At 49.0% G+C, this 23,468-nt stretch carries 24 protein-coding genes and 1 riboswitch; of the genes, 9 read left to right on the top strand and 15 right to left on the bottom strand.

Going from position 1 to position 23,468, the window contains the following annotated elements:
* Positions 1–18 precede the first annotated feature (18 nt).
* Entirely contained in the window at positions 19–1,548 is a 1,530-nt protein-coding gene (locus N530_RS0115695) for a hypothetical protein (RefSeq protein ID WP_026481485.1), read from the top strand.
* A gap of 230 nt (positions 1,549–1,778) precedes the next feature.
* On the opposite strand, the gene N530_RS0115690 is transcribed toward N530_RS0115695, so the two are convergent.
* Positions 1,779–2,075: a hypothetical protein gene (locus N530_RS0115690; RefSeq protein ID WP_026481484.1), complete on the bottom strand. Its 297-nt coding sequence runs from the start codon at positions 2,073–2,075 to the stop codon at positions 1,779–1,781.
* Positions 2,076–2,340: 265 nt separating this feature from the next.
* Between N530_RS0115690 and N530_RS0115685 the strand changes: the two genes are divergently transcribed.
* From N530_RS0115685 to N530_RS0115675, 3 genes are all read left to right on the top strand, one after another.
* Positions 2,341–3,321, top strand: a complete 981-nt coding sequence (locus N530_RS0115685; RefSeq protein ID WP_026481483.1) for a helix-turn-helix domain-containing protein — start codon at positions 2,341–2,343, stop codon at positions 3,319–3,321.
* A gap of 137 nt (positions 3,322–3,458) precedes the next feature.
* Positions 3,459–4,949 carry an aldehyde dehydrogenase family protein gene (locus tag N530_RS0115680; RefSeq protein WP_026481482.1) on the top strand — a complete coding sequence of 497 codons (1,491 nt, stop codon included), beginning with the start codon at positions 3,459–3,461 and terminating at the stop codon, positions 4,947–4,949.
* A gap of 61 nt (positions 4,950–5,010) precedes the next feature.
* Complete coding sequence (locus tag N530_RS0115675) at positions 5,011–5,346, top strand: DUF779 domain-containing protein (protein ID WP_026481481.1); 336 nt, start codon at positions 5,011–5,013, stop codon at positions 5,344–5,346.
* A gap of 34 nt (positions 5,347–5,380) precedes the next feature.
* Here N530_RS0115675 and N530_RS0115670 read toward each other — a convergent pair whose 3' ends face one another.
* Complete coding sequence (locus N530_RS0115670; protein ID WP_026481480.1) at positions 5,381–6,283, bottom strand: LysR substrate-binding domain-containing protein; 903 nt, start codon at positions 6,281–6,283, stop codon at positions 5,381–5,383.
* Between the two features lie 103 nt (positions 6,284–6,386).
* On the opposite strand from N530_RS0115670, the gene N530_RS0115665 reads away from it, so the two are divergent.
* The 5 genes from N530_RS0115665 (at position 6,387) to N530_RS0115645 (ending at position 11,869) form a co-directional block, all read left to right on the top strand.
* A complete protein-coding gene (locus tag N530_RS0115665; protein ID WP_026481479.1) occupies positions 6,387–7,442 on the top strand; it encodes a saccharopine dehydrogenase family protein in 1,056 nt (351 codons plus the stop codon).
* Positions 7,432–8,613 (top strand): pyridoxal phosphate-dependent aminotransferase, encoded by a 1,182-nt coding sequence (locus tag N530_RS0115660; RefSeq protein ID WP_247869209.1) that lies wholly within the window; start codon positions 7,432–7,434, stop codon positions 8,611–8,613. Before N530_RS0115665 ends, N530_RS0115660 begins: the two co-directional genes overlap by 11 nt.
* Positions 8,614–8,636: 23 nt before the next feature.
* Positions 8,637–10,136, top strand: a complete 1,500-nt coding sequence (locus N530_RS0115655; protein WP_051541008.1) for an aldehyde dehydrogenase family protein — start codon at positions 8,637–8,639, stop codon at positions 10,134–10,136.
* A 56-nt stretch (positions 10,137–10,192) separates the two neighbouring features.
* Positions 10,193–11,548, top strand: coding sequence for a VOC family protein (locus N530_RS0115650; protein ID WP_026481476.1), 1,356 nt, complete (start codon positions 10,193–10,195; stop codon positions 11,546–11,548).
* A gap of 93 nt (positions 11,549–11,641) precedes the next feature.
* The gene (locus N530_RS0115645) at positions 11,642–11,869 is read left to right on the top strand and encodes an alkylphosphonate utilization protein (protein WP_026481475.1); all 228 of its coding nucleotides are present in this window, start codon (positions 11,642–11,644) and stop codon (positions 11,867–11,869) included.
* Between the two features lie 5 nt (positions 11,870–11,874).
* Here N530_RS0115645 and N530_RS0115640 read toward each other — a convergent pair whose 3' ends face one another.
* The 13 genes from N530_RS0115640 to N530_RS0115580 all read right to left on the bottom strand — a co-directional run bounded on the left by N530_RS0115640 (position 11,875) and on the right by N530_RS0115580 (position 23,391).
* Positions 11,875–12,621, bottom strand: a complete 747-nt coding sequence (locus tag N530_RS0115640) for an ABC transporter permease (protein ID WP_026481474.1) — start codon at positions 12,619–12,621, stop codon at positions 11,875–11,877.
* Positions 12,618–13,343 carry an ABC transporter ATP-binding protein gene (locus N530_RS0115635; RefSeq protein ID WP_026481473.1) on the bottom strand — a complete coding sequence of 242 codons (726 nt, stop codon included), beginning with the start codon at positions 13,341–13,343 and terminating at the stop codon, positions 12,618–12,620. Before N530_RS0115635 ends, N530_RS0115640 begins: the two co-directional genes overlap by 4 nt.
* The gene (tenA, locus tag N530_RS0115630; protein WP_026481472.1) at positions 13,340–14,026 is read right to left on the bottom strand and encodes a thiaminase II; all 687 of its coding nucleotides are present in this window, start codon (positions 14,024–14,026) and stop codon (positions 13,340–13,342) included. Before tenA ends, N530_RS0115635 begins: the two co-directional genes overlap by 4 nt.
* Positions 14,023–14,961 carry an ABC transporter substrate-binding protein gene (locus N530_RS0115625; RefSeq protein WP_026481471.1) on the bottom strand — a complete coding sequence of 313 codons (939 nt, stop codon included), beginning with the start codon at positions 14,959–14,961 and terminating at the stop codon, positions 14,023–14,025. The genes tenA and N530_RS0115625 overlap by 4 nt, the downstream gene beginning before the upstream one ends.
* Positions 14,962–14,963: 2 nt before the next feature.
* Positions 14,964–15,956: a HesA/MoeB/ThiF family protein gene (locus N530_RS0115620; RefSeq protein ID WP_155852019.1), complete on the bottom strand. Its 993-nt coding sequence runs from the start codon at positions 15,954–15,956 to the stop codon at positions 14,964–14,966.
* Positions 15,953–16,549 carry a thiamine phosphate synthase gene (locus N530_RS0115615; RefSeq protein WP_026481469.1) on the bottom strand — a complete coding sequence of 199 codons (597 nt, stop codon included), beginning with the start codon at positions 16,547–16,549 and terminating at the stop codon, positions 15,953–15,955. Before N530_RS0115615 ends, N530_RS0115620 begins: the two co-directional genes overlap by 4 nt.
* Complete coding sequence (locus N530_RS0115610; protein WP_026481468.1) at positions 16,546–17,319, bottom strand: thiazole synthase; 774 nt, start codon at positions 17,317–17,319, stop codon at positions 16,546–16,548. The genes N530_RS0115615 and N530_RS0115610 overlap by 4 nt, the downstream gene beginning before the upstream one ends.
* A 2-nt stretch (positions 17,320–17,321) precedes the next feature.
* Positions 17,322–17,519, bottom strand: a complete 198-nt coding sequence (gene thiS, locus N530_RS0115605; RefSeq protein WP_026481467.1) for a sulfur carrier protein ThiS — start codon at positions 17,517–17,519, stop codon at positions 17,322–17,324.
* Positions 17,503–18,498 (bottom strand): FAD-dependent oxidoreductase, encoded by a 996-nt coding sequence (locus N530_RS0115600; RefSeq protein ID WP_026481466.1) that lies wholly within the window; start codon positions 18,496–18,498, stop codon positions 17,503–17,505. Before N530_RS0115600 ends, thiS begins: the two co-directional genes overlap by 17 nt.
* Positions 18,495–19,310, bottom strand: coding sequence for a bifunctional hydroxymethylpyrimidine kinase/phosphomethylpyrimidine kinase (gene thiD / locus N530_RS0115595; RefSeq protein ID WP_026481465.1), 816 nt, complete (start codon positions 19,308–19,310; stop codon positions 18,495–18,497). Before thiD ends, N530_RS0115600 begins: the two co-directional genes overlap by 4 nt.
* Before the next feature lie 50 nt (positions 19,311–19,360).
* Positions 19,361–19,461, bottom strand: a riboswitch (TPP riboswitch).
* A 32-nt stretch (positions 19,462–19,493) separates the two neighbouring features.
* On the bottom strand, positions 19,494–20,639 hold the full coding sequence (locus N530_RS0115590) for an iron-containing alcohol dehydrogenase (RefSeq protein WP_026481464.1): 1,146 nt from the start codon (positions 20,637–20,639) through the stop codon (positions 19,494–19,496).
* A gap of 1 nt (position 20,640) precedes the next feature.
* A complete protein-coding gene (locus N530_RS0115585) occupies positions 20,641–22,020 on the bottom strand; it encodes an aldehyde dehydrogenase family protein (RefSeq protein WP_026481463.1) in 1,380 nt (459 codons plus the stop codon).
* Between the two features lie 3 nt (positions 22,021–22,023).
* Positions 22,024–23,391, bottom strand: coding sequence for a glutamine synthetase family protein (locus N530_RS0115580; protein ID WP_026481462.1), 1,368 nt, complete (start codon positions 23,389–23,391; stop codon positions 22,024–22,026).
* Between the last annotated feature and the right edge of the window lie 77 nt (positions 23,392–23,468).

Below are 23,468 nucleotides of genomic sequence, written 5' to 3'. Positions count from 1 at the left end.
TATCTAGGCTAATCTATTATGCTCAATCTTTTAACGGTACTAAGCATGATTGGATTAGCCTCGCCCATCGCTTTCGGTGTACTGTTAGATAGGTTTGTAAGAGGCGATATAAGGGAGAGCTTCGCTACCGCAATTCTTTCACAAAAGTACCAAGGCTTGAAAGTTGAATCGAGTCAAATATCAAAATATTATTTTTCTTTCGTTTACAAAAACGGTAGTTTTTCGATACGTAGAGCTACAATCCTCAGCGTAATATCATTAATATTTGTAGCGTCACTTCAGTATCAATTTAATGACTATGATTACCAAAATACAACATCAAAGTTCCTAAGTATATTTAACAATGAGCCTATAAAATTTCTATGCTATTGCGCTTGCTTTGTCATAGTAGACGTACTTTCCTTTTATCAGACAGCGCGTTTCGTAAGATTATTCTCTGGAATAGAAAGCGGCGGCGACTTAGTCTTCATAGCATTTGCTGATATAGCATTATCACTGGTAATATTTATATGTGTATTACCTATGTTTATTATTGGTACTACTTACACTTTTTTTGACCAAGCACCTAGAGACATAGTCATAAAGTTGCAAACTGCATCTTTTCAGCAAACGGTAGACATACGCGATATAATATCAACGGGAATGCCCTACAGTCCGAGCATTGCTAAAAATGAAAGCGACTTATCGCCAAAGGAAATAGCGAGACGTGATTTCCTAGAAAACATAGAAGAAAACAAGTGGATCTATGTGAATCCCACAGTACTTACTTCGCCGCACGCAAATTTTAAAACAGAGAACTATGCGGAATCTAAAGCTGAAGATTTTGTCCTATCAGGCCAACTTTTATACTTTGAATCTGCGACTGAAACAAATGAAGTAATAGCAGAGCGATTCGCACATATATTAGAATCTTCGCCAAATATTACGTCTGCTGAAGTTCTTTTTTCAGAAACTGGGTTTCTAGGAACAGACGTCATGATGTTCAGGTTAATTGGCGGTGGCCGCCCCTCACTAGTTAAATTCGCAAAGACTTATCTAGATGCGGTTAGCGATACCAACTTCTTAGGTAGCGATTTAAGAAAGTTAATTAGTTTAGGCTCAAAAAAGGTTACCGATAATCAAATAGTTTTCAACGTGATAGCAAACGTAGATATATTAGCAGAGTTTGGAAACTTTCGTTACTCGTGTGGTGAAGACCCAGTGCAGTTTTTGAATGGGAATGATCCAGAAAGTTATCCAACTAAAGACATGTGCAAAGATGGTGTACTAATTTCTGAGACCTCTTTGAGAGGCGTTGAAGCGAGAATGTTGTACAACTATTCTGAAGAGGATACGATTCCGATTTTGCCGTTTGGTTTCTCGTCTATTTTCTTTTCATTATTAGTATATTTTTCTTTTTCTGCGTGGTTACTCCTTCGATATACAATCACGAAATCATCGGATGTGTTCGACACTCAACTAGTGTCTAAAAATGTTTTTACGATACTGATATCGATATCAGTGGTATTGGTTGTCGCTCTCTATTCTCTTGTAAAATATCTTTTATAGCTTTCGCGAGGAAATACCGCCGCAATTTGCTTTATCCGAAGTCACTGCGTTCGACCACCTTCTCCCACCAGCGGGAGAAGGAAGAACAGAGGCTAGCCGCCAAACACAGTGCTGGTTGAGAAAATGAAATTCAGCAAATAAGCGCCCTCCCTTCTCCCGCAAGCGGGAGAAGGTGGATACGAGTGCTAACGAGTAGACGGATGAGGGCTTCATAAAGAGCCCACTAACAACTAACGCCCTGCTTTGCGCCATCCCGCAGCACGGGCATCAGCTTCGGTGCAAAACCAGCGTTCGCCATACTTCGTGCGAATATTGGTAGCTAAATAATATTCCTGCCCCGGCACATGATAAATCTTCTCACGTGAACCAATACTCACATTGCCTTTGATCACGCAATCAGAACGAAGCCCATAGGCCGCAGCAATATCAGCGGCTTTGTCGTTCAGTTCAGGTGGGGCAAGAGCAACAGCAGCGCCGCCAACAAATGCCAGCCCAACCAATCCACCCGCTTTAAGAAAAAATGACATAACGCCCCCGACTTTTAAGGCGTCATTCTAACAGCGAGCTGTAAATAAAGATTTTGCCAGAAAGTTCAAATACAACAGATCAGCACCGCACCTTGCGCTCAAAACCAATGTGCAACACTATCAGAGCATAACTATTGATGATTTTTGACAAAACTGTCTCAGAACTGCGACACATTCATGCACAAAACGATACGCGGCGAATGACATTACACGGACAGCAAATTCATACTAAGGTGAAAATTGGTATCTTGGGAGGAATATCAAAATGCGGGAGCCCTATAATCATGCAACGCGCATAGATGCAGCAATTGCGCGCAATGAAGCCGCCTACGCCCCTCTCGTTGCCTCTTGGCAGCGGTCTAAAAAGCTGCACGATTTAAATCCCGATAAACGCAGCGCACCGGAACGCTTAACGCAGGCCGAATTTAACATTGCGCGCGAACAAGCAGGGCTTCTGATTAAAAACAGCGAAGCATCATTGGACCAACTCTACCAAGCTGTTGGCGATGTTGGCTGCAATGTCATTTTGGCAAACCGTGAGGGCGTTCCGCTCACACGGCGCGGCTCGCCAGCTGATGATGACACATTTGAGAGCTGGGGTTTATGGACCGGCGCGATCTGGAGCGAGGCAAGCGAAGGCACAAACGGCGTTGGCACATGCATTGTCGAAGAGCGCCCGCTGACCATTCATAAAGACCAACATTTTCACAAAAAGAATATTGACCTTTCATGTACCGCCGCCCCTATTTTTGACCATGAGGGCGAGCTCATTGCAGTGGTTGATGTATCCTCATGCCGCTCAGACTTAACGTCAAGATTTTCAAAATTGATCTCTTCCGCAGTCATCAATGCGGCGCGCACGATTGAAGCAAATTATTTCAGCGAGAAGTTTTCTAGCGCGAAAATTTTGCTCGTGCCGCAAGATACAACCGATGCGTCAGCACAGCACCGCTGGCAAAGCGCAGCCCTTATTGCGGTTGATCAAGATGATCTGATTATTGGCGCAACACGGGCAGCCCGAAGCATTTATAAACTCGGCCAACAAGACCTTAAAAACAATGTGCCGCTTTCAAGTTTGCTTGGTCATGAGAACGATCAGGCACATCGTTATGCGACAGCAGAACAGCGTGTTATTCAACAGGCGATCGCCAGCACGAATGGAAACATCAGTGCTGCCGCCTCTGCTCTGGGCATAAGCCGCGCAACGCTGCACCGAAAAATCAATAAATTTCGCCAATCCAACTAAACGGCAAACAAGCACATTAATTGCAAAAATGTGTCGCAAAACCATTACACATCCATGCATGAACCACATGCGGCCACCGTGACAATTTGAGTTTCACCGCCCACCATCTCCCTGCAACGACCATCAGGGAGGAAATCATGGTTTTTGAATTCAAGAAGAAATATGGCAATTTTATCAATGGTAAATTCGCCGATCCGGTAGACGGTCAATATTTCGACAACACCTCACCCGTGAACGGCAAAGTGCTTTGCCAAATCGCACGTTCCAACGAAAAAGATATTGAAGCAGCGCTTGATGCTGCCCATGCCGCAAAAGACGCTTGGGGCTCAACCAGCGTTACCGAACGCAGCCAGATTTTGATCAATATTGCGCAAACAATGGAAGACAATCTGGCAACACTGGCTGAAGCAGAAACATGGGACAACGGCAAACCTATTCGTGAAACAACCGCTGCCGACATTCCCCTTGCGATTGATCATTTCCGATATTTTGCAGGCGTAATCAGAGCACAAGAAGGCGCGCTCAGCGAGCTTGATAACGATACAGTTGCCTATCACTTCCAAGAACCATTGGGCGTTGTTGGCCAAATTATTCCGTGGAATTTTCCAATTCTTATGGCGATATGGAAAATTGCACCAGCGCTTGCAGCCGGCAATTGTATTGTCCTTAAACCAGCTGAACAAACGCCAGCATCCATTCTCGTTCTTATGGAACTGGTTGGACATTTATTGCCGCCGGGCGTGCTCAATGTTGTAAATGGCTTTGGCCTTGAGGCTGGCAAACCTTTGGCATCCAGCAAGCGTATCGCAAAAATCGCCTTCACGGGTGAAACAACAACCGGCCGCCTGATTATGCAATATGCAAGCGCAAATATCATTCCATGCACATTGGAATTGGGCGGTAAATCTCCTAACATCTTCTTCAAAGACATCATGGACGAAGATGATGCATTCTTCGACAAAGCGATTGAAGGTTTGGTCTTGTTTGCCTTTAACCAAGGTGAAGTCTGCACCTGCCCGAGCCGCGCAATCATTCATGAAGACATATATGAAGAATTCATGGCGCGTTGTCTCAAGCGTATCGAAGCGATCGTGCAAGGCGATCCGCTTGATCCAAGCACAATGGTCGGCGCGCAGGCATCAAGCGAACAGTTCGAGAAAATCCTGTCCTATATGGATATTGGCAAGAAAGAAGGCGCTGAACTATTGATTGGCGGCGGCGCTGCCAAACAAACAGGCAATATTGAAGGCGGCTATTACATTCAGCCAACCGTGTTTAAAGGCACCAATGATATGAGGATTTTCCAAGAGGAAATCTTCGGCCCTGTTCTGTCTGTTTGTACGTTCAAGACAGATGAAGAAGCGTTGGAAATTGCCAATGATACGCTTTATGGCCTTGGTGCTGGTGTTTGGAGCCGCGATGCGAACAAATGCTATCGCTTTGGACGTGCAATTCAAGCGGGCCGTGTTTGGACAAATTGCTACCATGCCTACCCTGCGCACGCAGCATTTGGCGGATACAAACAGTCAGGCATTGGCCGTGAAAACCACTTGATGATGCTTAGCCATTACCAAAAAACGAAAAACTTGCTTGTGAGCTACAGCCCGAACAAACTGGGTTTCTTCTAAGGAATAAATGGGGTGCGCAATTTCGCGTGCCCCAACATCCAACCTGAAGAAAGGTGCACTGATGGAAAATCAAGTCGAAGCAACCGATGCCGCATTAAAGCTCATTGCAGAAATTGTTGAAGATCACGGGCCAGTCATGTTCCATCAATCGGGTGGGTGCTGCGATGGCTCATCGCCCATGTGCTATGCTCTCGGCGATCTCATTATTGCCGATCATGATGTTAAGCTTGGCGAGATAGGCGGCGCGCCATTTTATATTGGCGGCGATCAATATGAAGTCTGGAAACATACGCGATTGATAATCGATGTTGTCGAAGGCAAAGGCGGTATGTTTTCGCTAGACAATGGCCGCGGCAAACGCTTTTTGACCCGTTCCGAAATATGTTCCGTACCTTGAAATTAACCGCGTCAAAAGCGTTACTTCCCACCCATTAACCCATACGCGGCTGGATAACTTGTTTTCTAAGCCAAGCCGTAAAGGAAGCTGCAAGCGGCAAATTTTGCCCCATTGGGGTCGCTACGAAATAGCTTTTTGCAGCATCGGTCGTTACATCCGCCAGCCGAATTAAATCACCATCATTGAGTTCGCGCTCAATCAAATAAGTCGGCAAAATCGCAGCGCCCATTCCTGCAAGCGCAGCAGAAATGACAAGACTAAACTGGTCGAAATGGCTTCCTTGTCGCAGCGCCAAACCATTCTCACCAAGGCTCTTTGCAAACTCTTCCCATAAATGTGTCCGCGCCGATAAATGCAAAAGAGGCATATCGAGCACATCTAATGGCTTAGACACTCCACAGCGCGAAATTAGGTCCGGTGCGGCCACAGCCACAAGCGTTTCAGGACAAAGAGGCGAAAGTTGCGCCCCTGGCCAATCCCATCCACCAAAATGGACGGCGACATCGATTTGTTCCTTATACAAATCGAACGGTTCAGATCGGCTATACACAACCATTTCCAAGCCATCGTGTAAATCACGAAACTTTGGCAAGCGCGGAACGAGCCACCGCGCAGCAAAAGTCGGCGGCGCGGCGATTGCAAGCACTTGCGGTCCTGTTCCTGCAGCGATGGCATGATACATCGTGCGGCGCAGCCGCTCCAGATCGCCGCACACGGCATCGGCTAACGCGCGCCCCGCTCCTGTCAGCCGTACACCGCGCCCTTCTCGCCTGAACAAAGGCGTACCAATTTGCTCTTCTAATTCCTTGACCTGCCGGCTAACGGCACTTTGCGTGAGGCCTAATTCTTCTGCTGCAGCAGTAAAACTCTCTTGCTTTGCCGATGCTTCAAAACAACGCAAAACAGCAAGTGTGGGCAGTCGGTCAGCATGTGCCATATAGAGCTAATCCATTCATTTTATGAATGGATAAATACATATCATAGGTATTTATTGCAATGTGAATTCCGCTTACGCTCTCTCCAACACTGGGAGAGATCAAATGAAAAACGTTGCGATTCTTGGATTGGGAAAAGTCGGCACGCTGGCTGGTGAATTACTGCACGATACAGGCTTTAAAGTTACAGGCATCGATAATCGCGCTATGACCGACCTGCCCTTTGAAACAAAGGCGGTTGATGTATCTGACTTAGAAGCGCTGCGAACAGCACTCTCAAATGTAGATGCCGTTTTGTCTTGCTTGCCTTACTTTTTAAACATTGGCGTGGCGCAAATAGCCCATGACTTAGGATTGCATTATTTTGATCTGACCGAAGACGTACCGACAACCAAAGCTATTTTGAAACTCTCTAAAACATCCAAAGGCTTGATGGCTCCGCAATGCGGCCTCGCCCCCGGATTTGTTGGCATTGTAGGCGCTGATCTTATCAGCCAGTTTGATGACTGCCGCTCATGCAGAATGCGCGTTGGCGCATTACCTCAAAACCCGACAGGACAAATGGGCTATTCGTTCAACTGGTCACCAGAAGGTGTCGTCAACGAATATCTGAATGATTGCGAAGTCCTTGAGAACGGAGAAACCAAATGGATTTCACCCATGGAATGGGTGGAAAAAGTTGTCATTGGCGGTATTGAGCTCGAAGCTTTCACCACATCAGGCGGGCTTGGCACCATGTGCGAAACCTATGCCGAAACGGTGCCGAACATGGACTATAAAACCATGCGTTATCCGGGCCATGTCGATTTGATGAATTTCTTCTTCCACGAACTTTTAATGCGTGACCGACGCAAAGAGGCCGGAGAAATTCTCGTCAATGCAAAACCGCCGGTAAGCGATGACATCGTTTATATTCATGTTTCCGCTGAAGGCACGATTGATGGACGCTTAGAGCGCCGTGAATTTGTACGAGGCCTAAAACCACTTGAGATTGCGGGTAAACACCGCACAGCAATTGCATGGACGACAGCATCTTCCGTCGTCGCAATTATTGAAATGGTGCGCGATGGCACCTTGCCAAACACAGGCTTTTTAAAACAGGAAGATATATCACTGGCAGCGTTCTTAAACACCGCAAATGGGGCGCGTTATGCAGGATAGTCCAAGCGAGTTTCGCCGCGCCGCCCGCATCAATGGAATTGAGATTTCACAAATTGTGCAAATTTCCGAAACAGCGGCGCAAATGCGTGCCGATGGCCACGATGTTGTTGCTTTATCCACGGGCGCACCGGACTTTCCAACACCGGATTTTGTGATTCAAGCGGCCCATAATGCTGCCCTTGCTGGACAAACTGGTTACACGGCAACGGCTGGCACCAATCAACTGCGTGATGAAATAGCAGCGCAAAGCCATGTCACACGTGCCCATGTGATTGTATCCACGGGTGCCAAACAAGTTTTGGCCAACGCCATGCTCGCCACTTTAAATGATGGCGATGAGGTCATTATACCGACACCCTATTGGACATCCTATTCTGACATTGTGACAATGGCAGGCGGCACCGCTGTCACGGTGCCCTGCCCGATGTCTCAAGGGTTCAAACTCACACCTGAAGATTTAGAAAAAGCCATCAGCCCTAAGACGCGCTGGCTGATGCTAAACTCACCATCCAATCCATCCGGTGCAATTTACACCGAAGGCGAGATCCGCGCCCTTGCTCAAGTTTTAGCAAACCATCCCCACGTCTGGGTCTTGGCCGATGAAATCTATGAGCATCTTAGCTATGTACCTTTCACCAGCTTCGCGGTCGCAGCGCCAGAGTTGGCAAGCCGCACACTGATCGTCAATGGCGTCTCAAAAGCTTGGGCCATGACAGGCTGGCGCATTGGTTGGGGCATTGGCCCCGCGCCATTGATCCGAGCAATGATTGCTGTTCAGGGTCAAGTCACCTCAGGCGCATGTTCGATTAGCCAAGCGGCCGCACTCGCCGCGTTAACGGGTGATAGAAAACTACTATCCGATAGGCTTCAGGATTTTGATGCCCGCCGCAAACTTGTCGTTGGCGGCCTTAACGCCATGGCTGGCATCACATGTCCAGAGCCAGACGGCGCATTCTACGTCTTTCCCAATATCGAAGGGATGATGGCCAAGGGCGGTTTTGAAACCTGTACGGATGCCTGCAACTGGCTGCTCGAAAAAGCACATGTCGCCATCGTTCCAGGCGCTGCCTTTGGCCTGCCTGGACACGTCCGCATTTCTTTTGCCTACGGCCAAGATGACCTGAACGAAGGCCTCACGCGCATGGCCTCTGCACTCAAAAAACTGCGTTAGCAGCCCAATCAAGGAGAATATTCATGGATCATTCCACAGTATTGAAAAACCTTGGCTTTACAGCCGCTGAATTGACAGGCGGAACGCTTGCAGTGATCTCGCCGATTGATGGCGCAGAAGTTGCCAAAGTGCATGAAACGCCATTAGCAGAAATGCCGACGATCATCGCCAAATCTCAAGCAGCGTTTAAAGCATGGCGCACCCTGCCTGCCCCGCGCCGCGGTGAACTGGTGCGCTTGCTCGGCGAAGAACTGCGTGCCTCAAAAGATGCGCTTGGCGCTTTGGTCACATTAGAGGCTGGCAAAGTGACCTCAGAAGGTTTGGGCGAAGTACAAGAGATGATCGACATTTGCGATTTTGCCGTAGGTCAATCGCGTCAATTATACGGCCTGACGATTGCATCTGAGCGCCCCGGCCATAAAATGTCCGAGACATGGCATCCCATGGGCCCTTGCGGCGTCATTTCCGCATTCAACTTTCCGGTTGCGGTTTGGTCATGGAACACGGCGCTTGCACTCATATGCGGCAATCCAGTGATCTGGAAGCCATCTGAAAAAACACCCCTTACCGCAATGGCTTGTGTGAAAATTCTTGAACGCGCCATTGCCCGCTTTGGCGATGATGCGCCAGACGGCTTGCATCAATTGCTGATTGGCGGCGCAGATATCGGTGCTGCATTGGTAGATAGCAAAGCAGTGCCAATACTATCTGCTACAGGGTCAACGCGGATGGGCAGCATCGTAGGACCAAAAGTTGCCGCACGTTGGGGGCGCTCTATTCTTGAACTTGGCGGCAACAATGCAATGATCGTCGCTCCATCTGCTGATCTAGAAATGGCTGTGCGCGGCATCGTGTTCTCAGCTGTTGGCACCGCAGGGCAACGCTGCACATCACTGCGCCGTTTGATCGTTCACAAGTCGATCAAAGCAGAACTCGTCGAGAAACTGAAGTCGGCCTATAGCAGCTTGGCCGTCGGCGATCCGCGAACCCAAGGCACATTGATTGGCCCATTAATCGACCAAGATGCACTGTCGGCGATGCAAGAAGCATTGAAAAACGCCAGGGCCGAAGGCGGTGTCGTGCATGGCGGCGAAACTGTGACCAAAGGCGTGCCATCGGGTGCATATGTTGCGCCCGCATTGGTTGAAATGCCAAGCCAAACCAAAACGGTAAAGACCGAAACTTTTGTGCCTATATTATACGTCATGGAATATGAGACATTGGACGAAGCAATCCACATGCAAAACGATGTGCCGCAAGGCCTGTCTTCTTGTATCTTTACGCTCAACATGCGTGAGGCGGAAACATTTTTATCAGCCACAGGGTCTGACTGCGGAATTGCAAACGTCAATATTGGCCCATCAGGGGCAGAAATTGGCGGCGCATTTGGCGGCGAAAAAGAAACAGGCGGCGGGCGTGAAAGCGGTTCAGACGCATGGAAAGGTTACATGCGGCGTCAAACTTCAACTGTCAACTATTCGGCTGAACTACCGCTTGCACAAGGTGTATCTTTCGATATCTAAACTCTATATGGGCTTGGGCTTTTATAAGGCCAAGCCAACTCAATCAGGAAATATTGATGACTACTCACATGCACCCCGATAAGATTCGCACACTGTTTTCCCAAGCGATGTCCGATATGTATCGTGCAGAGGTGCCGCAATACGGCACGCTGATGGAACTTGTGCGCGATGTGAACGACGCGGCACTGAAAGAAAATCCAGCGCTAAAATCGCGGCTAGAAGCAGCAGGAGAATTGGACCGTCTTGATGTGGAACGTCACGGCGCAATTCGTCTGGGTACAGCACAAGAATTAGCAACAATCCGGCGCATGTTTGCTGTGATGGGCATGTTTCCCGTCAGCTATTATGATTTATCCGTTGCGGGCATACCAGTCCATTCAACCGCATTTCGCCCTGTTGAACAGGCTTCACTTCAGGCAAATCCATTCCGCGTATTCACATCGCTCTTGCGTTTGGATTTGGTGGAAGATCGTGCACTGGCTGAAAAGTCCGAACAAATTTTAAGCAAGCGCCAAATTGTTACCGACGGCGCTTTCGCACTTATTGATGTGGCAGAAAAACAAGGCGGCCTAACAGAAGAACAAGCGCATAAATTTGTGCTAGAGGCTTTGGAAACTTTCCGCTGGCACCGCGATGCGACTGTCGATGCGCAAACCTATGAACAACTGGTTGCAGCACACCGCTTGATTGCAGATGTGGTCAGCTTCAAAGGCCCGCATATCAATCATTTAACGCCGCGCACGTTGGACATTGATGCCGTGCAGGCACAAATGCCTTCACGTGGCATTTCACCAAAGGCAGTCATTGAAGGGCCACCACACCGCAAAACTGATATTCTGCTGCGCCAAACATCTTTCAAGGCACTTGATGAAGAGGTTTTATTCCAAGGTGTAGCAGGCAGCCACACAGCCCGTTTTGGTGAGATCGAACAACGCGGCGTAGCGCTGACACCAGCAGGGCGCGAATTTTATGACAAGGCTTTGACGCAAACCCGCGAAGCCGCATCAAAACCTGGTGCAGATAATTACACAGCACTACTCGAAGCGGCCTTTTCGGCACTGCCGGATGATTTAGAAACATTGCGCCAAGAGCGATTGGCATTTTTCCGCTATCGTGCAACCGATAAAACGCTGGCAAGCAAGGCAGAAAATCTGTCGGAATTGATTGCCTCAGGTGCACTCATAGCCGATCCGCAAATCTATGAAGATTTCTTACCCGTTTCAGCTGCCGGTATTTTCCAATCAAACCTTGGAGCGGAAGATCAATCAAACTATAGCGCTTCGGCCAATCAGGATGCTTTTGAAGCTGCCCTCGGCACAAAAGTCATCGACGAAATGGCGCTTTATGCTCAGATTGAAATCGACAGCCTCACCGAAGCCCTTGCTCAACTTGGGCAAGGCCATTTGTGTTAAATAAACACTTTGGCGTTGCTGAGATCTGCGATGGAGTGCCGCAATAGACATAGGCATTGATTTGGTCCAATACGGCATAAAAGGAGAACGATTATGTCAGAAAATGAAGACCAAACACGCGACTCAAACGGAGCCGTACTTGCAGATGGTGATAATGTTACCGTCATTAAAGACTTGAAGGTTAAAGGCACGTCCTCAACCATTAAGCGCGGCACGATGGTCAAAGGTATTCGTTTGACGGGTAATCCTGACGAAGTTGAATGCCGAGTCGAAAAAACAAAAGGTCTTGTGCTGCGTACAGAGTTTTTGAAAAAGGCGTAAAACGATTACCGCTCAACGCCTTCCGCATAGTTGGATAGGCGTTTGGCCAATAGGCCAACAAGGCTGTGCAAGATCACAGTCAGGCACGCAAGCGTAATCAAACAGGCAAACATGAGGTCGGTTTTAACACGTCCATTGGCAAGCAACATTAAGTAGCCAAGCCCTTTGGAAGCACCGACCCATTCGCCAATTACCGCACCAATAGGCGCATAGACCGCGGCCAATTTTAATCCAGAGCCTAACGCCGGCAAAGCGGCTGGAATTCGGATATGGCGCAAAATCTGCAACTGCCGACCACCCATTGTTTTAGCAAGATCAAGATACCCGCGATCAATGCGCGTCAAACCATCATGAAAAGCCGATGTGACCGGAAAATAGATAATCAAAACAGCCATCACCACTTTGGACCCCATGCCGTAGCCAAACCACAATGTTAGCAAAGGTGCGAGTGCAAAAACGGGCACCGCTTGGGTGAAAACCAAAATAGGGAGCATCAATCTTTCAGCCGTTTTTGAAAGCGTCAATTGCAATGCAGTCGCAACGCCAAACAACGTGCCGAGCAACAGCCCCAACAAAATTTCTGTTATTGTGACAAGTGCATTTTCACCAATCAGCACGCGATTAAAATAGGCCGATTTTGCAACCCGCCACGGCGACGGCAAAATGAAATGCGGCGCACCAGTAATCAAAACCAGAGCCTGCCAAATACAAAGCATCAATAGAATTGCGAAAAGGAGATCGAGTTTTCTCATGCCGCTAACGCTCTCAAATAGGCCAATAATTTTGATTGGCAAAGCAGTGTTTCCGGCGCATCGACCGCCCGTATGGCTGGCAAATCAGGTGCAGGCCAAACCACCATGCCGCTCTTATTCATAACGAGAATTTGGTCTGCCACACGGCTCGCTTCTGCCGGATCATGGGTAACGAGCAACACGGTTTTACCTGTCAAAAGCTCTGCAGATAGCTCTTGCATATCTGCACGAGTGCCCGCGTCGAGCGCAGAAAAAGGTTCGTCCAATAAAACAATTGGCCGATCCTCCATCAATGTGCGTGCAAGCGCAGCACGTTGCCGCATGCCGCCAGATAAAGCCGCCGGTTTTTTGTGCCCATGATCGCTAAGACCAACACGGTCAAGCAGCATCATTGCACGTTCTTCATCATGTGCATCACCGCGGAGTGAAGCACCTATCATGAGATTTTCAACAACCGACAACCAAGGCAAAAGAAGATCAGATTGCGCCATATAGCTTATCTGCCCAGCAATGGATTGCCCATCAGATGTTGAAATTTCACCTTTAAAATGACCGCCCGTCTTAAGCCCCAAAAGCAAACGCAGAATAGTAGATTTCCCAACGCCAGAAGGACCAAGCAAACAAGTCCAACGTCCCGCAGGCATCACAAAGGAAGCATCAAAGAGCTGTTTATTCTCAATGAAAAAACAGCCCTTGAAGATGATTTCAGGCGACGGGCTCATTTTCCGCGCAGCCCCATATCCCAAAACCCAATCTCTAATTCAGTCGCTTTGGTAAAACGGGATTGCACAGAGGCAAGGCGCGGCGACGCAGTCATATCATGGCCGATACGTCGTTCAACCGATTGGTCAATCATTGCACCAACTGTACGGCAAGCTTGCTGATATTCATCGCCTGAATAAACAGCAATCCAGTCCGCATAAGGCGTGTCTTCTGCTGCGGTTTTTGCCAAACGCAAACCGATCTCACCATAGCCCATAACGCAAGGCGCAAGTGCCGCCATAAGATCAAGAAAATCACCCTGCATGCCAGCGTCCATTACATAGCGCGTATAGGCAAGATTTTCCGTGGTTTCAGAAGCATCAAAAAGCGCTTCTTCGCTGATACCCGCTGCAGTGCAAGTTGTCACATGCAAAGACATTTCAAGATTGACCAACGTATTGACCGTTCCGGCGCAGATTTTCATTTCATCTAACGTTTCGGCCTTGATCACACCCAATGACCATGCACGCGCATAGTGCACAAGATACACATAGTCTTGGATCAAATAGTGAAGGAATGAAACGCGCGGCAAACTACCATCACGCAACCCCTCTACAAAATCGTGATTGATATAATCATGCCAGCTCTGCCCTGCTCCGGCACGCCAGACAGCGAATGTTTTTCCATAATCAGGATGTGTCATTGCGCGGTCACATCGATTGCAATCGCCTCTACTGGATTTTGCGATGGAATAAGACCTGCTTCATTCAAAAATGCTTCAAACTTGGCATAGCGGCCAGCATCCATAGCAGCGGGACGCTTGGAAAAACGCGGCCAAGTATCTGTCCATGCAAGCTTGTTCAACTCGTCTTGTAATTCGGTTGATGTGCTGGAAAAAACTTCCCAACTTTCCTGCGGATGATTGGTGATATATTGCGTGGCCTTCTCGGTTGCTGAAAGAAAGCGTGCAATCATTTCCTTATCCATCGTGTCTGAATTCGCAACATAGATAAGCTCGTCATAAGGCGGCACACCTTCTTCTTCGACATAGAAACATTTGCCTTCTACGCCTTCAATATTCATCTGGTTAAGTTCAAAATTTCGATACGCTCCAATCACAGCGTCAACCTGTTTGGACATGAGCGCTGGTGACAATGAAAAGTTCACATTGACCAGTTCAACGTCCTTCAAAGTCAAACCGTGATTTTTTAAAACAGTACCAAGTATGGCCTCTTCAACACCAGCAACGGAAGTTCCAATTTTCTTGCCCTTCAAATCCGCAGGTGTTTTAATCGGGCCGTCCTTGAGAACAAGCAAACAATTGAGCGGTGTGGCAACCAATGTGCCAACCCGCTTTAGCGGCAAACCTTCATGTATCTGAATGTGTAATTGCGGCTGATAAGAAACCGCAAGATCGCCTTTTCCTGCCGCTACTAATTTAGGCGGATCGGAAGGATCAGCAGGCGCGATGATTTCCACCTCTAAATCTTGCTCTGCAAAATACCCCTTTTCTTGCGCAACAATAATGGGTCCATGATCAGGGTTTACAAACCAGTCGAGTAAAAGGGTCATCTGATCTGCTGCGATTGCAGGAGAAGTCAGCATTGCAATTGCCATCGTCAAAGCGGTTCGTTTCATCATTAAGACCTTTCAAGTTCGGGCATATCGCCCATTGCAATTAAAGAAATGGGACCATCCCAATATGTTTTTAGGTGTGTTGCTGCCTGCCAAGAACGAAGTCCTGACCTGCAAATTAAAACAGCGCGCTGGCCTGTATCAGGCATCGGTTTTGCGGTTGGAAAATCGCTGACCTTCATGCGCCGCGCCGCAGGATGAACAAGCGCGGGCGCTTCTGCCTCGTCTCGTAACTCGATCACCCAGTCCGACGGCTGAATTTCATCATCGGCAATAAATGCAAATGATCCGCTTTCAGGTTCCGGCGCATTGTCAAAACGAAATCCATTGCTGCGCATTGTTCGCAGATCATGGGTAACAAGTTGGCCAAGCGGTGAAGGCTCTAATCCCAATAGAACAGACAGTGCCATTTGTGCTTGTGCCGCCCCCAAAAGGCCAACAACTGGCCCCATGACACCAGCCGTGGCGCATGTCGCCGCGCGAGCTGGTAAATCTGGAAATACGGCACGTAAGGATGGCGCAGAGCCACAAAACCCGCCGACATATCCAGATAAACCAAGCGCTGACGCCGTAATAAATGGCGTTGCTGTAGCCTTACAAAAATCTGACAAAATATAGCTGACAGCAAAACTATCGGCGCAATCTACCACCAATGACGCCTCGCTAATTAGCACCTTTGCATTCTTCGGCGTGAGGCGTTCGCACACCGGCATGATGGTGCAATCAGAATTCAAGCCTGCCAGACTTTGCGCCGCAATTTGAGCTTTGAGCATTCCAATATCGGCTTCGCGAAACAGCGTTTGCCTGTGCAAATTTGAAACCGAAACAATATCGCTATCAACGAGGATCAAGCGCCCAACGCCAGCCGCTGCGAGATATTGTGCGACGGGACAGCCAAGCCCGCCAACCCCAACAATCAGGACAGTTGCTTTGCCAATAGCAGCCTGACCTTGAGCGCCGACTTCTGGCAATATTTCCTGACGCGCATAGCGGCTCATCGTGTCGCCTCCAGCCAAGCTTTGACACGCGCTTCAGGGTCTTCGTTCAAAGTAATATCTGTCACGGCAGAAACGACATCCGCGCCCGCTTCAAAAGCGCCTGCCGCCCGCTCAATATTCATACCGCCAATCGCAATCAAAGGCGTTTGGCCAATCAGTCCGCGCCATTTGGTGAGTTTTTCAACGCCCTGCTCATGCCATTTCATCTTTTTCAAAATGGTTGGGTAAATGGGGCCAAGCGCAATATAATCAGGCTCTAGCGCTAATGCGCGATCAAGCTCAGCACGATCATGCGTACTGATACCAATGCGCAAACCAGCAGCGCGGATGGCCTTAATATCAGCACCCTCTAAATCCTCTTGGCCTAGATGAATAAAATCGCATTTCTCTTCTATGGCGATTTGCCAATAATCATTCACGACCAACGTGCAATTGTGCTGTTTGCAAAGATCGCGTGCACGACGAATCTCATCACGCAGCACATCATCGGGCATGTCTTTTATACGAAGCTGCACGAGCTTGATGCCAAGTGGTAAAAGCCGTTCGAGCCATTTTGCATTGTCAAAGATTGGGTAAAATCGATCAAGCTTCATATTAAAAAAGCCTTTCCAAGTATGGGCGTGGAAGGTGCTGCCATATCGCGCGGTTCCATGGGATCGGCCTTAGCCGCCAATTGTCCCGCATGAACGGCCCCCGCAAAGGCTTCAGCCATAGCTGCTGGGTCACCTGCTTTCGCCACAGCCGTGTTCAGCAATACCGCATCAAAACCCATTTCCATTGCTTGCGCTGCCTGTGACGGCAGGCCCAACCCCGCATCAATAACCAGCGGAACATCAGGAAAATGTGCGCGCATGGAGCGCAAACCATATGGATTATTAAGGCCCAAGCCCGAACCAATTGGCGCGCCCCAGGGCATCAAAACTTCGCAGCCAACATTCAATAATTTATCAGCGACAACGAGATCTTCAGTCGTGTAAGGAAACACGTTAAAGCCGTCTTCGCTCAAAATACGCGCCGCTTCGACCAGCCCGAAAACATCTGGCTGGAGCGTATCTTCTTCGCCGATGACTTCCAGCTTAATCCATTTTGTGTCGAAGACTTCGCGTGCCATATGCGCCGTTGTGACAGCCTCTTTCACGCTGTGGCAGCCAGCCGTATTAGGCAACACATGAACATTTAGATCGCGGATGATGGCCCAAAAATCCTGCCCTGCACGATCTTGACCGCTTTCACGGCGCAGAGAAACGGTCGCAACCGATGCGCCGCTGCGTTTGAAGGCATCCATCATAATCGCAGGCGACGGATATTGCGCCGTGCCGAGCATAAGTCCGGTTGTTAAACTGGTGCCATAAAAATCGCGCATGCTCAGCCTCCTTGCATCGGGGCAAGCACTTCAATCAGATCGCCTTCATCAAGAATTTGGGCACTGCGAAGCGCTGCTGGTACAAACTGACCATTGACAGCCGTTGCCACTTTCGCCTCAGCAAAACCTTGCTCATCAAGAAGTGCGGCCAGTGTCGTCACGTCCGTATCAATTGCGATACCGTTAAGCTGAAGTTTCATCCATCATCTCCGGTCTTGTGTTGTCAAAAATCATTTCGGCGACCATTCGCGCCATTGCGGGTGCGAGCAAAAAGCCATGACGGAAAAGCCCGTTTGCACGGATCAAATTTCCATTGCGGCGAATACGCGGTAAATTATCAGGAAAAGCCGGACGCGCATCGACGCCGATTTCCAAGACTTCAGCTTCGCCAAAAGCTGGGTTCAATGCATAGGCAGCACTGAGTAATTCAAGCAATGAACGCGCCGTAACATGTGATTTTTGGCTGCTCTCAATCATCGTTGCGCCAAGCATAAAAATACCGTCGCCGCGTGGGACGACATAAAGCGGGATACGTGGGTGAAGCAGTCGCACGGGTCTGTTGAGCGTAACATCCTTGCAAGAAAGAATGAGCATCTCGCCTTTAACACCACGCAAATCAGTGATCGTGTCGCGTGCCTGAAATCCGCGGCAATCCACAGTCAAACCGCCTCTGGCATAAACTTCTGGATCAGCATCAGCGGTTTCAAATGTCACACCGTCAGCGATTAAACCGTCACGCAGATGGCTAAGCGCCAAGCGTGGTGATAAATGCGCTTCATCTTTAAACAAAAGGCCCGTGTTAAAGCGGCCAGCCAAGTCTGGCTCAAGTGCATCAATGTCAGCGCCTGAAATCGTTTCAAAATTGCTTGTTCTTCGGCCAAACCGTATTAGCTCGGCTTTGTCACGTGTGGGCGAGATAACCAGCGTGCCGCAGCGATTAACAGCGTGGGTTTTTGCATCCCACCAATCCGCCGCCTCTTGCCCAAGCCGTACAGCCGGTTCTTCAGCGCTTTCACCTTCGCAAAAAGGTGCAAGCATACCGCCTGCCCACCATGAGCAAGCATGCGGTCCAAGCGCGCCGTGCCGATCAATAACGCGCACATCGGCGCTGCGATCACGTAAACTGCGCGCGACGCATAGCCCAGCAACACCGCCGCCTATGATGGTGATTTGGGTCATGTCCACATCGCAGAAAAGTGATGAACTGGGCCGTGCCCTGCGCCAACATCTAATGTGTCAGCAGCACAAATCGATGCGTGCAAATAATCATGTGCGCGCTGAACAGCCGCAACCATTTCCTCGCCATGTGCCAAATGCGCAGCAATCGCAGCTGAATATGTGCAGCCTGTACCATGCGTATTCTTCGTGTTGATACGCGGAGCCGTGAAGCTTGTAACAACGCCGCTTTTATCGACAAGAACATCGGTGCAAATGCCGCCATCAGCATGGCCACCTTTCAGCAACACAGCTTTAGGACCGAGCTGCAATAGCGCTCTGGCCTGCGCGATTATCTCATCATTTGAATTTGCAACATCGCAATTAAGCAATCGTGCAGCTTCAGGAAGGTTCGGTGTTAAAAGATCAGCGCGCGGAAGGATTTCTGCGAGTAAAGCGCTGATCGCTTTATCTTGCAAAAGCATATCACCGGACTTTGCAATCATCACCGGATCAACGACGATCTTTCCGTCATAGGTTTTCAGCGCATTGGAAACAGCAGAAATAATCGGCGCCGAAAACAACATGCCGAGCTTGATTGCATCGACTGAAATGTCGGACAGAACCGCAGAGATTTGCGCCGCGACAATGTCAGTAGGCACTTCATGAACAGCCATAACGGATGTTGTGTTCTGCGCCGTGATCGCAGTTATGGCGCTCGCGCCATAGGCCTTATTGGCACTAAAGGCTTTCAAATCGGCCTGAATGCCTGCGCCGCCGCCACTATCGGAGCCAGCAATTGTCAGTGCAATTGGTATTCTTTTCAACGCAATCATGCCTCCACAAAGGGGCAAAACGGCGAGAAAAGGAGATTGGTCGCAATAAGTTTTGCGATTTACCCGTTCCCTACGCCGGCATTGCCCGGATCAGGTTCGACGGGTCGGTGCAAGCACCTCTCAGCCCTAATGGGCCCCCCGACGGATAAATCGTCTGTAACTTATATTTTTTAGATGCGCAACTTAAAGAAGTGCTTCAAGCAGTGCGCGTGTATTTTCAGCAGTCATTTCAATTGGGTTGCCACCTGTACTTGGATCGCGCAGCGCATCAGCAGTCAAACGATCAAGGTCAGGGTCTTTAACGCCAAGCGCCGTCAAGGTTTTTGGAATTTGCATCGACGCGTTGAGTTCATCAACATAGGCGCAAAAACCATCAAAGCCGCCTTCAATTCCCAGATATGCGGAGGCCGCATTAAATCTATCTGAAATAGCGCTTTTGTTAAACTGCAACACTGCAGGCATACAAACCGCATTGGTTGTGCCGTGGTGCGTGTGGTGCAATGCGCCAATCGGGTGACTAAGCGCGTGGATTGCTCCAAGCCCCTTTTGGAAAGCCGTTGCCCCCATTGCAGCAGCAGACATCATATGCGCACGCGCTTCAATGTCACTGCCATCCGCATAGGCGCGCGGCAAATATTCTTTTACAAGCCGCATGCCTTCAAGCGCCATGCCTTGGCTCATTGGGTGGTAGTGCGGGCTGGAGTAAGCTTCGACACAATGCGCAAAAGCATCAAGGCCCGTACCAGCCGTGATGAATTTCGGCATACCGACCGTCAATTCCGGATCGCAAATCACAGTCACAGGAAGCATTTTCGGATGGAAAATGATCTTCTTTTCATGCGTTTCAGAATTGGTGATCACGCTCGCACGGCCAACTTCAGACCCTGTTCCAGCCGTTGTTGGTATAGCGATTACAGGTGCGATAGCGCTTGCATCTGCACGCGTCCACCAGTCGCCAACATCTTCAAAATCCCAAAGCGGACGCGTCTGACCAGCCATAAAAGCAATAACTTTTGCAAGGTCCAAACCAGAGCCGCCGCCAAATGCGATAACACCGTCAAAACCACCATCGCGGTAAATCTTGACGCCGTCTGCAGCATTCAAGTCTGTCGGGTTTGCATCAACCTCGGAAAACATCGCGCGGCCCAAACCACCCGCTTCCATAAGGTCGAGCGTCTTGGATGTAATATCCATGGACGCCAAGCCTTTGTCCGTTACCAAAAGCGGCTTTGAAATACCCGCTGCAATACATGCATCGGCGACTTCTGAAATCCGGCCTGCGCCAAATCGAATGGCTGTCGGATATGACCAATTAGCAGTCAAGTTCATGTTAGTTTGCTTTCTTCAAATGGTAAGATTTTGGTCTGGTCAAATTGTGATAACCGATTACGGAAAGCCCGCCGCCGCGGCCTGTATCCTTGCAGCCGGTCCAGCAAAGCGCTGGGTCAAGATAGTCACAACGGTTCATGAAAACGGTGCCCGTTTCAATGCGGCGGCCAATTTTCAAAGCGCGGTCGATATCTGCGGTCCAAAGCGATGCGGTTAAGCCGTAATCGCTGTCATTCATCAACGCGATAGCTTCTTCATCGTCTTTGACTTTCATGATGCCAACAACAGGACCGAAGCTTTCCTCGCGCATCACGCGCATATCATGGTTCACATTGGTCAAAATTTGCGGTGTCAAATAGGCCCCGCCATCATCTTCCGCAAAGGTTTCAATATGCGCAATCGCGCCTGCCTCAATTGCTTCAGCAGTTTGCGCACGAACTTCTTGCGCAAAACGTACATGCGCCATTGGCCCCATCGTGGTTTCTTTGTCTAGCGGATTGCCAAGCTTATAGCCCTTAACAATGGCGACCGCTTTTTCTACGAAAGCATCATAGAGAGATTCGACCACATAAATGCGTTCAATGCCGCAGCAACATTGACCAGCGTTAAACATTGCGCCGTCAATCAGCGTATCAACAGCACTGTCGAGATCTGCATCTTCCATCACATAGCCTGGGTCTTTGCCTCCAAGCTCAAGCCCAACACCGGTAAATGTTCCAGCAGCAGCTTTTTCCATGGCTTTGCCGCCACCGACAGAACCTGTAAAATTGACAAAGCCAAAGCTGCGCTCAGCAATAAGCGCCGACGTTGTATCATGGTCAAGAAACACGTTTTGGAATATTTCTTCAGGAATACCAACAGAGTGAAACGCTTTTGCCATGCGTTCGCCCACAAGCAGCGTTTGCGTCGCATGCTTAAGCACAACACTATTGCCTGCAATCAAAGCAGGCGCGACCGTGTTAATCGCCGTCATATAAGGATAATTCCAAGGCGCAACGACAAGCACAACGCCATGCGGTTCACGCGCGATCAAACGGCGAAACTGCGCATCATCCGCAATTTCAATATCCGCCAATGCTTCACTAGCAATTTTCGCCATATATTTTGCGCGCTCTTCAAAGCCGCCAAATTCGCCGCCATAGCGCACAGGACGGCCCATTTGATGGGCAAGTTCTGGCACGATTTCATCATTCATTGCACCAACGGCGGCAACGCCTGCCAGCACCAAATCAATACGCTCTTGCAAGGGACGTTTTGCCCATTCAAGCTGAGCAGATTTGGCCTTTGCAACAGCATCACGCGCTTCAGCACTGCTTAACACCGGACGTTCGGCATAAACCGAACCGTCAATCGGCGAAATACACTTCAATAGTTTTGTCATTATTTACGCTCTTTCAAATCCACGTGCGATTTCATAATCGGTGACGACCCGATCAAATTCTTCCTGCTCCCAAGTCGCTGCGCGTACATAATGATCAACCACATCATCCCCCATTGCCTCACGCAGCATTTTGGAACTGCGCAGCGTTTCAGCAGAATCACGTAGCGATGTCGGCAGCGTCTTAGCCTTGTTGTCTTTATAGATATCGCCTTTGCTTGGCGGCGCGAGTTCTAACTTGTCTTCCAACCCTTTAATACCAGCAGCAATAATGGCGGCAATCGCCAAATAAGGGTTGATATCTGAGCCACCAATACGGCACTCAATACGAACTGCCTTTGAACCAACGCCGCAAAGACGGAACCCTGCCGTGCGATTATCAATCGACCAGATAATTTTTGTTGGCGCAAATGTGCCAGCAGAAAAGCGCTTATAGGAATTGATGTAAGGCGCAAGAAAATAAGTCATGTCAGGCGCATATTTGAGCATGCCGGCAACGTAATGGCGCATGGTTTGCGACATTGTATGGTCGCCATCCTTGTCAAAGAACACAGCCTCGCCGTCCTTCGTCCAAAGCGACATATGCACATGAGAGGATGAACCAACGCGCTCATGATGCCATTTAGGCAAAAAGCTTGCTGCATGTCCTTGCTGCCAAGCAATTTCCTTGGTCGCATGTTTAGCGATTGTGTGAAATTCGGCGCAATCCATCGCATCTGAATAGCGAATATTAAGCTCTTCTTGGCCAGCCTCAGCCTCGCCCTTCGAGTTCTCGATGGGAATACCAGCATTATAAAGATGATTACGCAGCGGACGCATAACCACCTCTTCACGCGTGGTCTGCATAATATTGTAATCTTCATTATAGCCACTAATTGGCTCTAAATCACGAAATCCGCTTTTGCGAATTTCTTCAAAACTTTTTTCAAAAAGGAAGAATTCAAGTTCCGTCGCGGCTTTGGCTTCAAACCCAAGCTCAGCAAGGCGCGCGACTTGTTTCTTCAAAATTGCACGCGGCGAATGCGGAACTTCCTTATGTGTGTTGTGATCAAGCACATCACAGAGCACCATCGCCGTTCCTTCAAGCCAAGGCATTGGACGGATCGTCTCAAGGTCAGGCTGCATGACATAATCGCCATAACCGCTTTCCCAACTGGTCGACGCGTATCCGCTTGGCGTGGCCATTTCCAAATCTGTGGCCAGCAAATAGTTACAGCAGTGAGTTTCCTTGTAGGCACTGTCTACAAAGTTTTGCGCGTGAAATCTTTTACCCATTAGGCGGCCCTGCATATCAACAAGGCAAACAAGAACTGTATCAATCTCACCCGATGATACTTTTTGTTTTAGCGCATCAAACGACATCGTACCTGCCATGAAAGTTCTCTTCTCTGTAAGTAACTATTTTCACATTAAACCAGCGCCGAAATTCGGCGCTGGCTTTATTTAAGTCC

Source organism: Ahrensia sp. 13_GOM-1096m, assembly GCF_000620605.1.
In the GTDB taxonomy this organism is placed as follows: Bacteria; Pseudomonadota; Alphaproteobacteria; order Rhizobiales; family Rhizobiaceae; genus Ahrensia; species Ahrensia kielensis.
This window is presented reverse-complemented; position numbering and strand designations above follow the sequence as displayed.

Coding starts and splice junctions, on each gene's coding strand:
- N530_RS0115590 (WP_026481464.1), bottom strand. CDS start 20,639: ATGAACTTGACTGCTAATTGGTCATATCCGACAGCCATTCGATTTGGC.
- N530_RS0115660 (WP_247869209.1), top strand. CDS start 7,432: ATGCAGGATAGTCCAAGCGAGTTTCGCCGCGCCGCCCGCATCAATGGA.
- N530_RS0115670 (WP_026481480.1), bottom strand. CDS start 6,283: ATGGCACATGCTGACCGACTGCCCACACTTGCTGTTTTGCGTTGTTTT.
- N530_RS0115665 (WP_026481479.1), top strand. CDS start 6,387: ATGAAAAACGTTGCGATTCTTGGATTGGGAAAAGTCGGCACGCTGGCT.
- N530_RS0115695 (WP_026481485.1), top strand. CDS start 19: ATGCTCAATCTTTTAACGGTACTAAGCATGATTGGATTAGCCTCGCCC.
- N530_RS0115690 (WP_026481484.1), bottom strand. CDS start 2,075: ATGTCATTTTTTCTTAAAGCGGGTGGATTGGTTGGGCTGGCATTTGTT.
- N530_RS0115680 (WP_026481482.1), top strand. CDS start 3,459: ATGGTTTTTGAATTCAAGAAGAAATATGGCAATTTTATCAATGGTAAA.
- tenA (WP_026481472.1), bottom strand. CDS start 14,026: ATGACACATCCTGATTATGGAAAAACATTCGCTGTCTGGCGTGCCGGA.
- N530_RS0115600 (WP_026481466.1), bottom strand. CDS start 18,498: ATGACCCAAATCACCATCATAGGCGGCGGTGTTGCTGGGCTATGCGTC.
- N530_RS0115610 (WP_026481468.1), bottom strand. CDS start 17,319: ATGCGCGATTTTTATGGCACCAGTTTAACAACCGGACTTATGCTCGGC.
- N530_RS0115625 (WP_026481471.1), bottom strand. CDS start 14,961: ATGAAACGAACCGCTTTGACGATGGCAATTGCAATGCTGACTTCTCCT.
- N530_RS0115655 (WP_051541008.1), top strand. CDS start 8,637: ATGGATCATTCCACAGTATTGAAAAACCTTGGCTTTACAGCCGCTGAA.
- N530_RS0115645 (WP_026481475.1), top strand. CDS start 11,642: ATGTCAGAAAATGAAGACCAAACACGCGACTCAAACGGAGCCGTACTT.
- N530_RS0115585 (WP_026481463.1), bottom strand. CDS start 22,020: ATGACAAAACTATTGAAGTGTATTTCGCCGATTGACGGTTCGGTTTAT.
- N530_RS0115675 (WP_026481481.1), top strand. CDS start 5,011: ATGGAAAATCAAGTCGAAGCAACCGATGCCGCATTAAAGCTCATTGCA.
- N530_RS0115635 (WP_026481473.1), bottom strand. CDS start 13,343: ATGAGCCCGTCGCCTGAAATCATCTTCAAGGGCTGTTTTTTCATTGAG.
- thiD (WP_026481465.1), bottom strand. CDS start 19,310: ATGATTGCGTTGAAAAGAATACCAATTGCACTGACAATTGCTGGCTCC.
- N530_RS0115620 (WP_155852019.1), bottom strand. CDS start 15,956: ATGAGCCGCTATGCGCGTCAGGAAATATTGCCAGAAGTCGGCGCTCAA.
- N530_RS0115650 (WP_026481476.1), top strand. CDS start 10,193: ATGACTACTCACATGCACCCCGATAAGATTCGCACACTGTTTTCCCAA.
- N530_RS0115580 (WP_026481462.1), bottom strand. CDS start 23,391: ATGGCAGGTACGATGTCGTTTGATGCGCTAAAACAAAAAGTATCATCG.
- N530_RS0115615 (WP_026481469.1), bottom strand. CDS start 16,549: ATGAAGCTTGATCGATTTTACCCAATCTTTGACAATGCAAAATGGCTC.
- thiS (WP_026481467.1), bottom strand. CDS start 17,519: ATGAAACTTCAGCTTAACGGTATCGCAATTGATACGGACGTGACGACA.
- N530_RS0115685 (WP_026481483.1), top strand. CDS start 2,341: ATGCGGGAGCCCTATAATCATGCAACGCGCATAGATGCAGCAATTGCG.
- N530_RS0115640 (WP_026481474.1), bottom strand. CDS start 12,621: ATGAGAAAACTCGATCTCCTTTTCGCAATTCTATTGATGCTTTGTATT.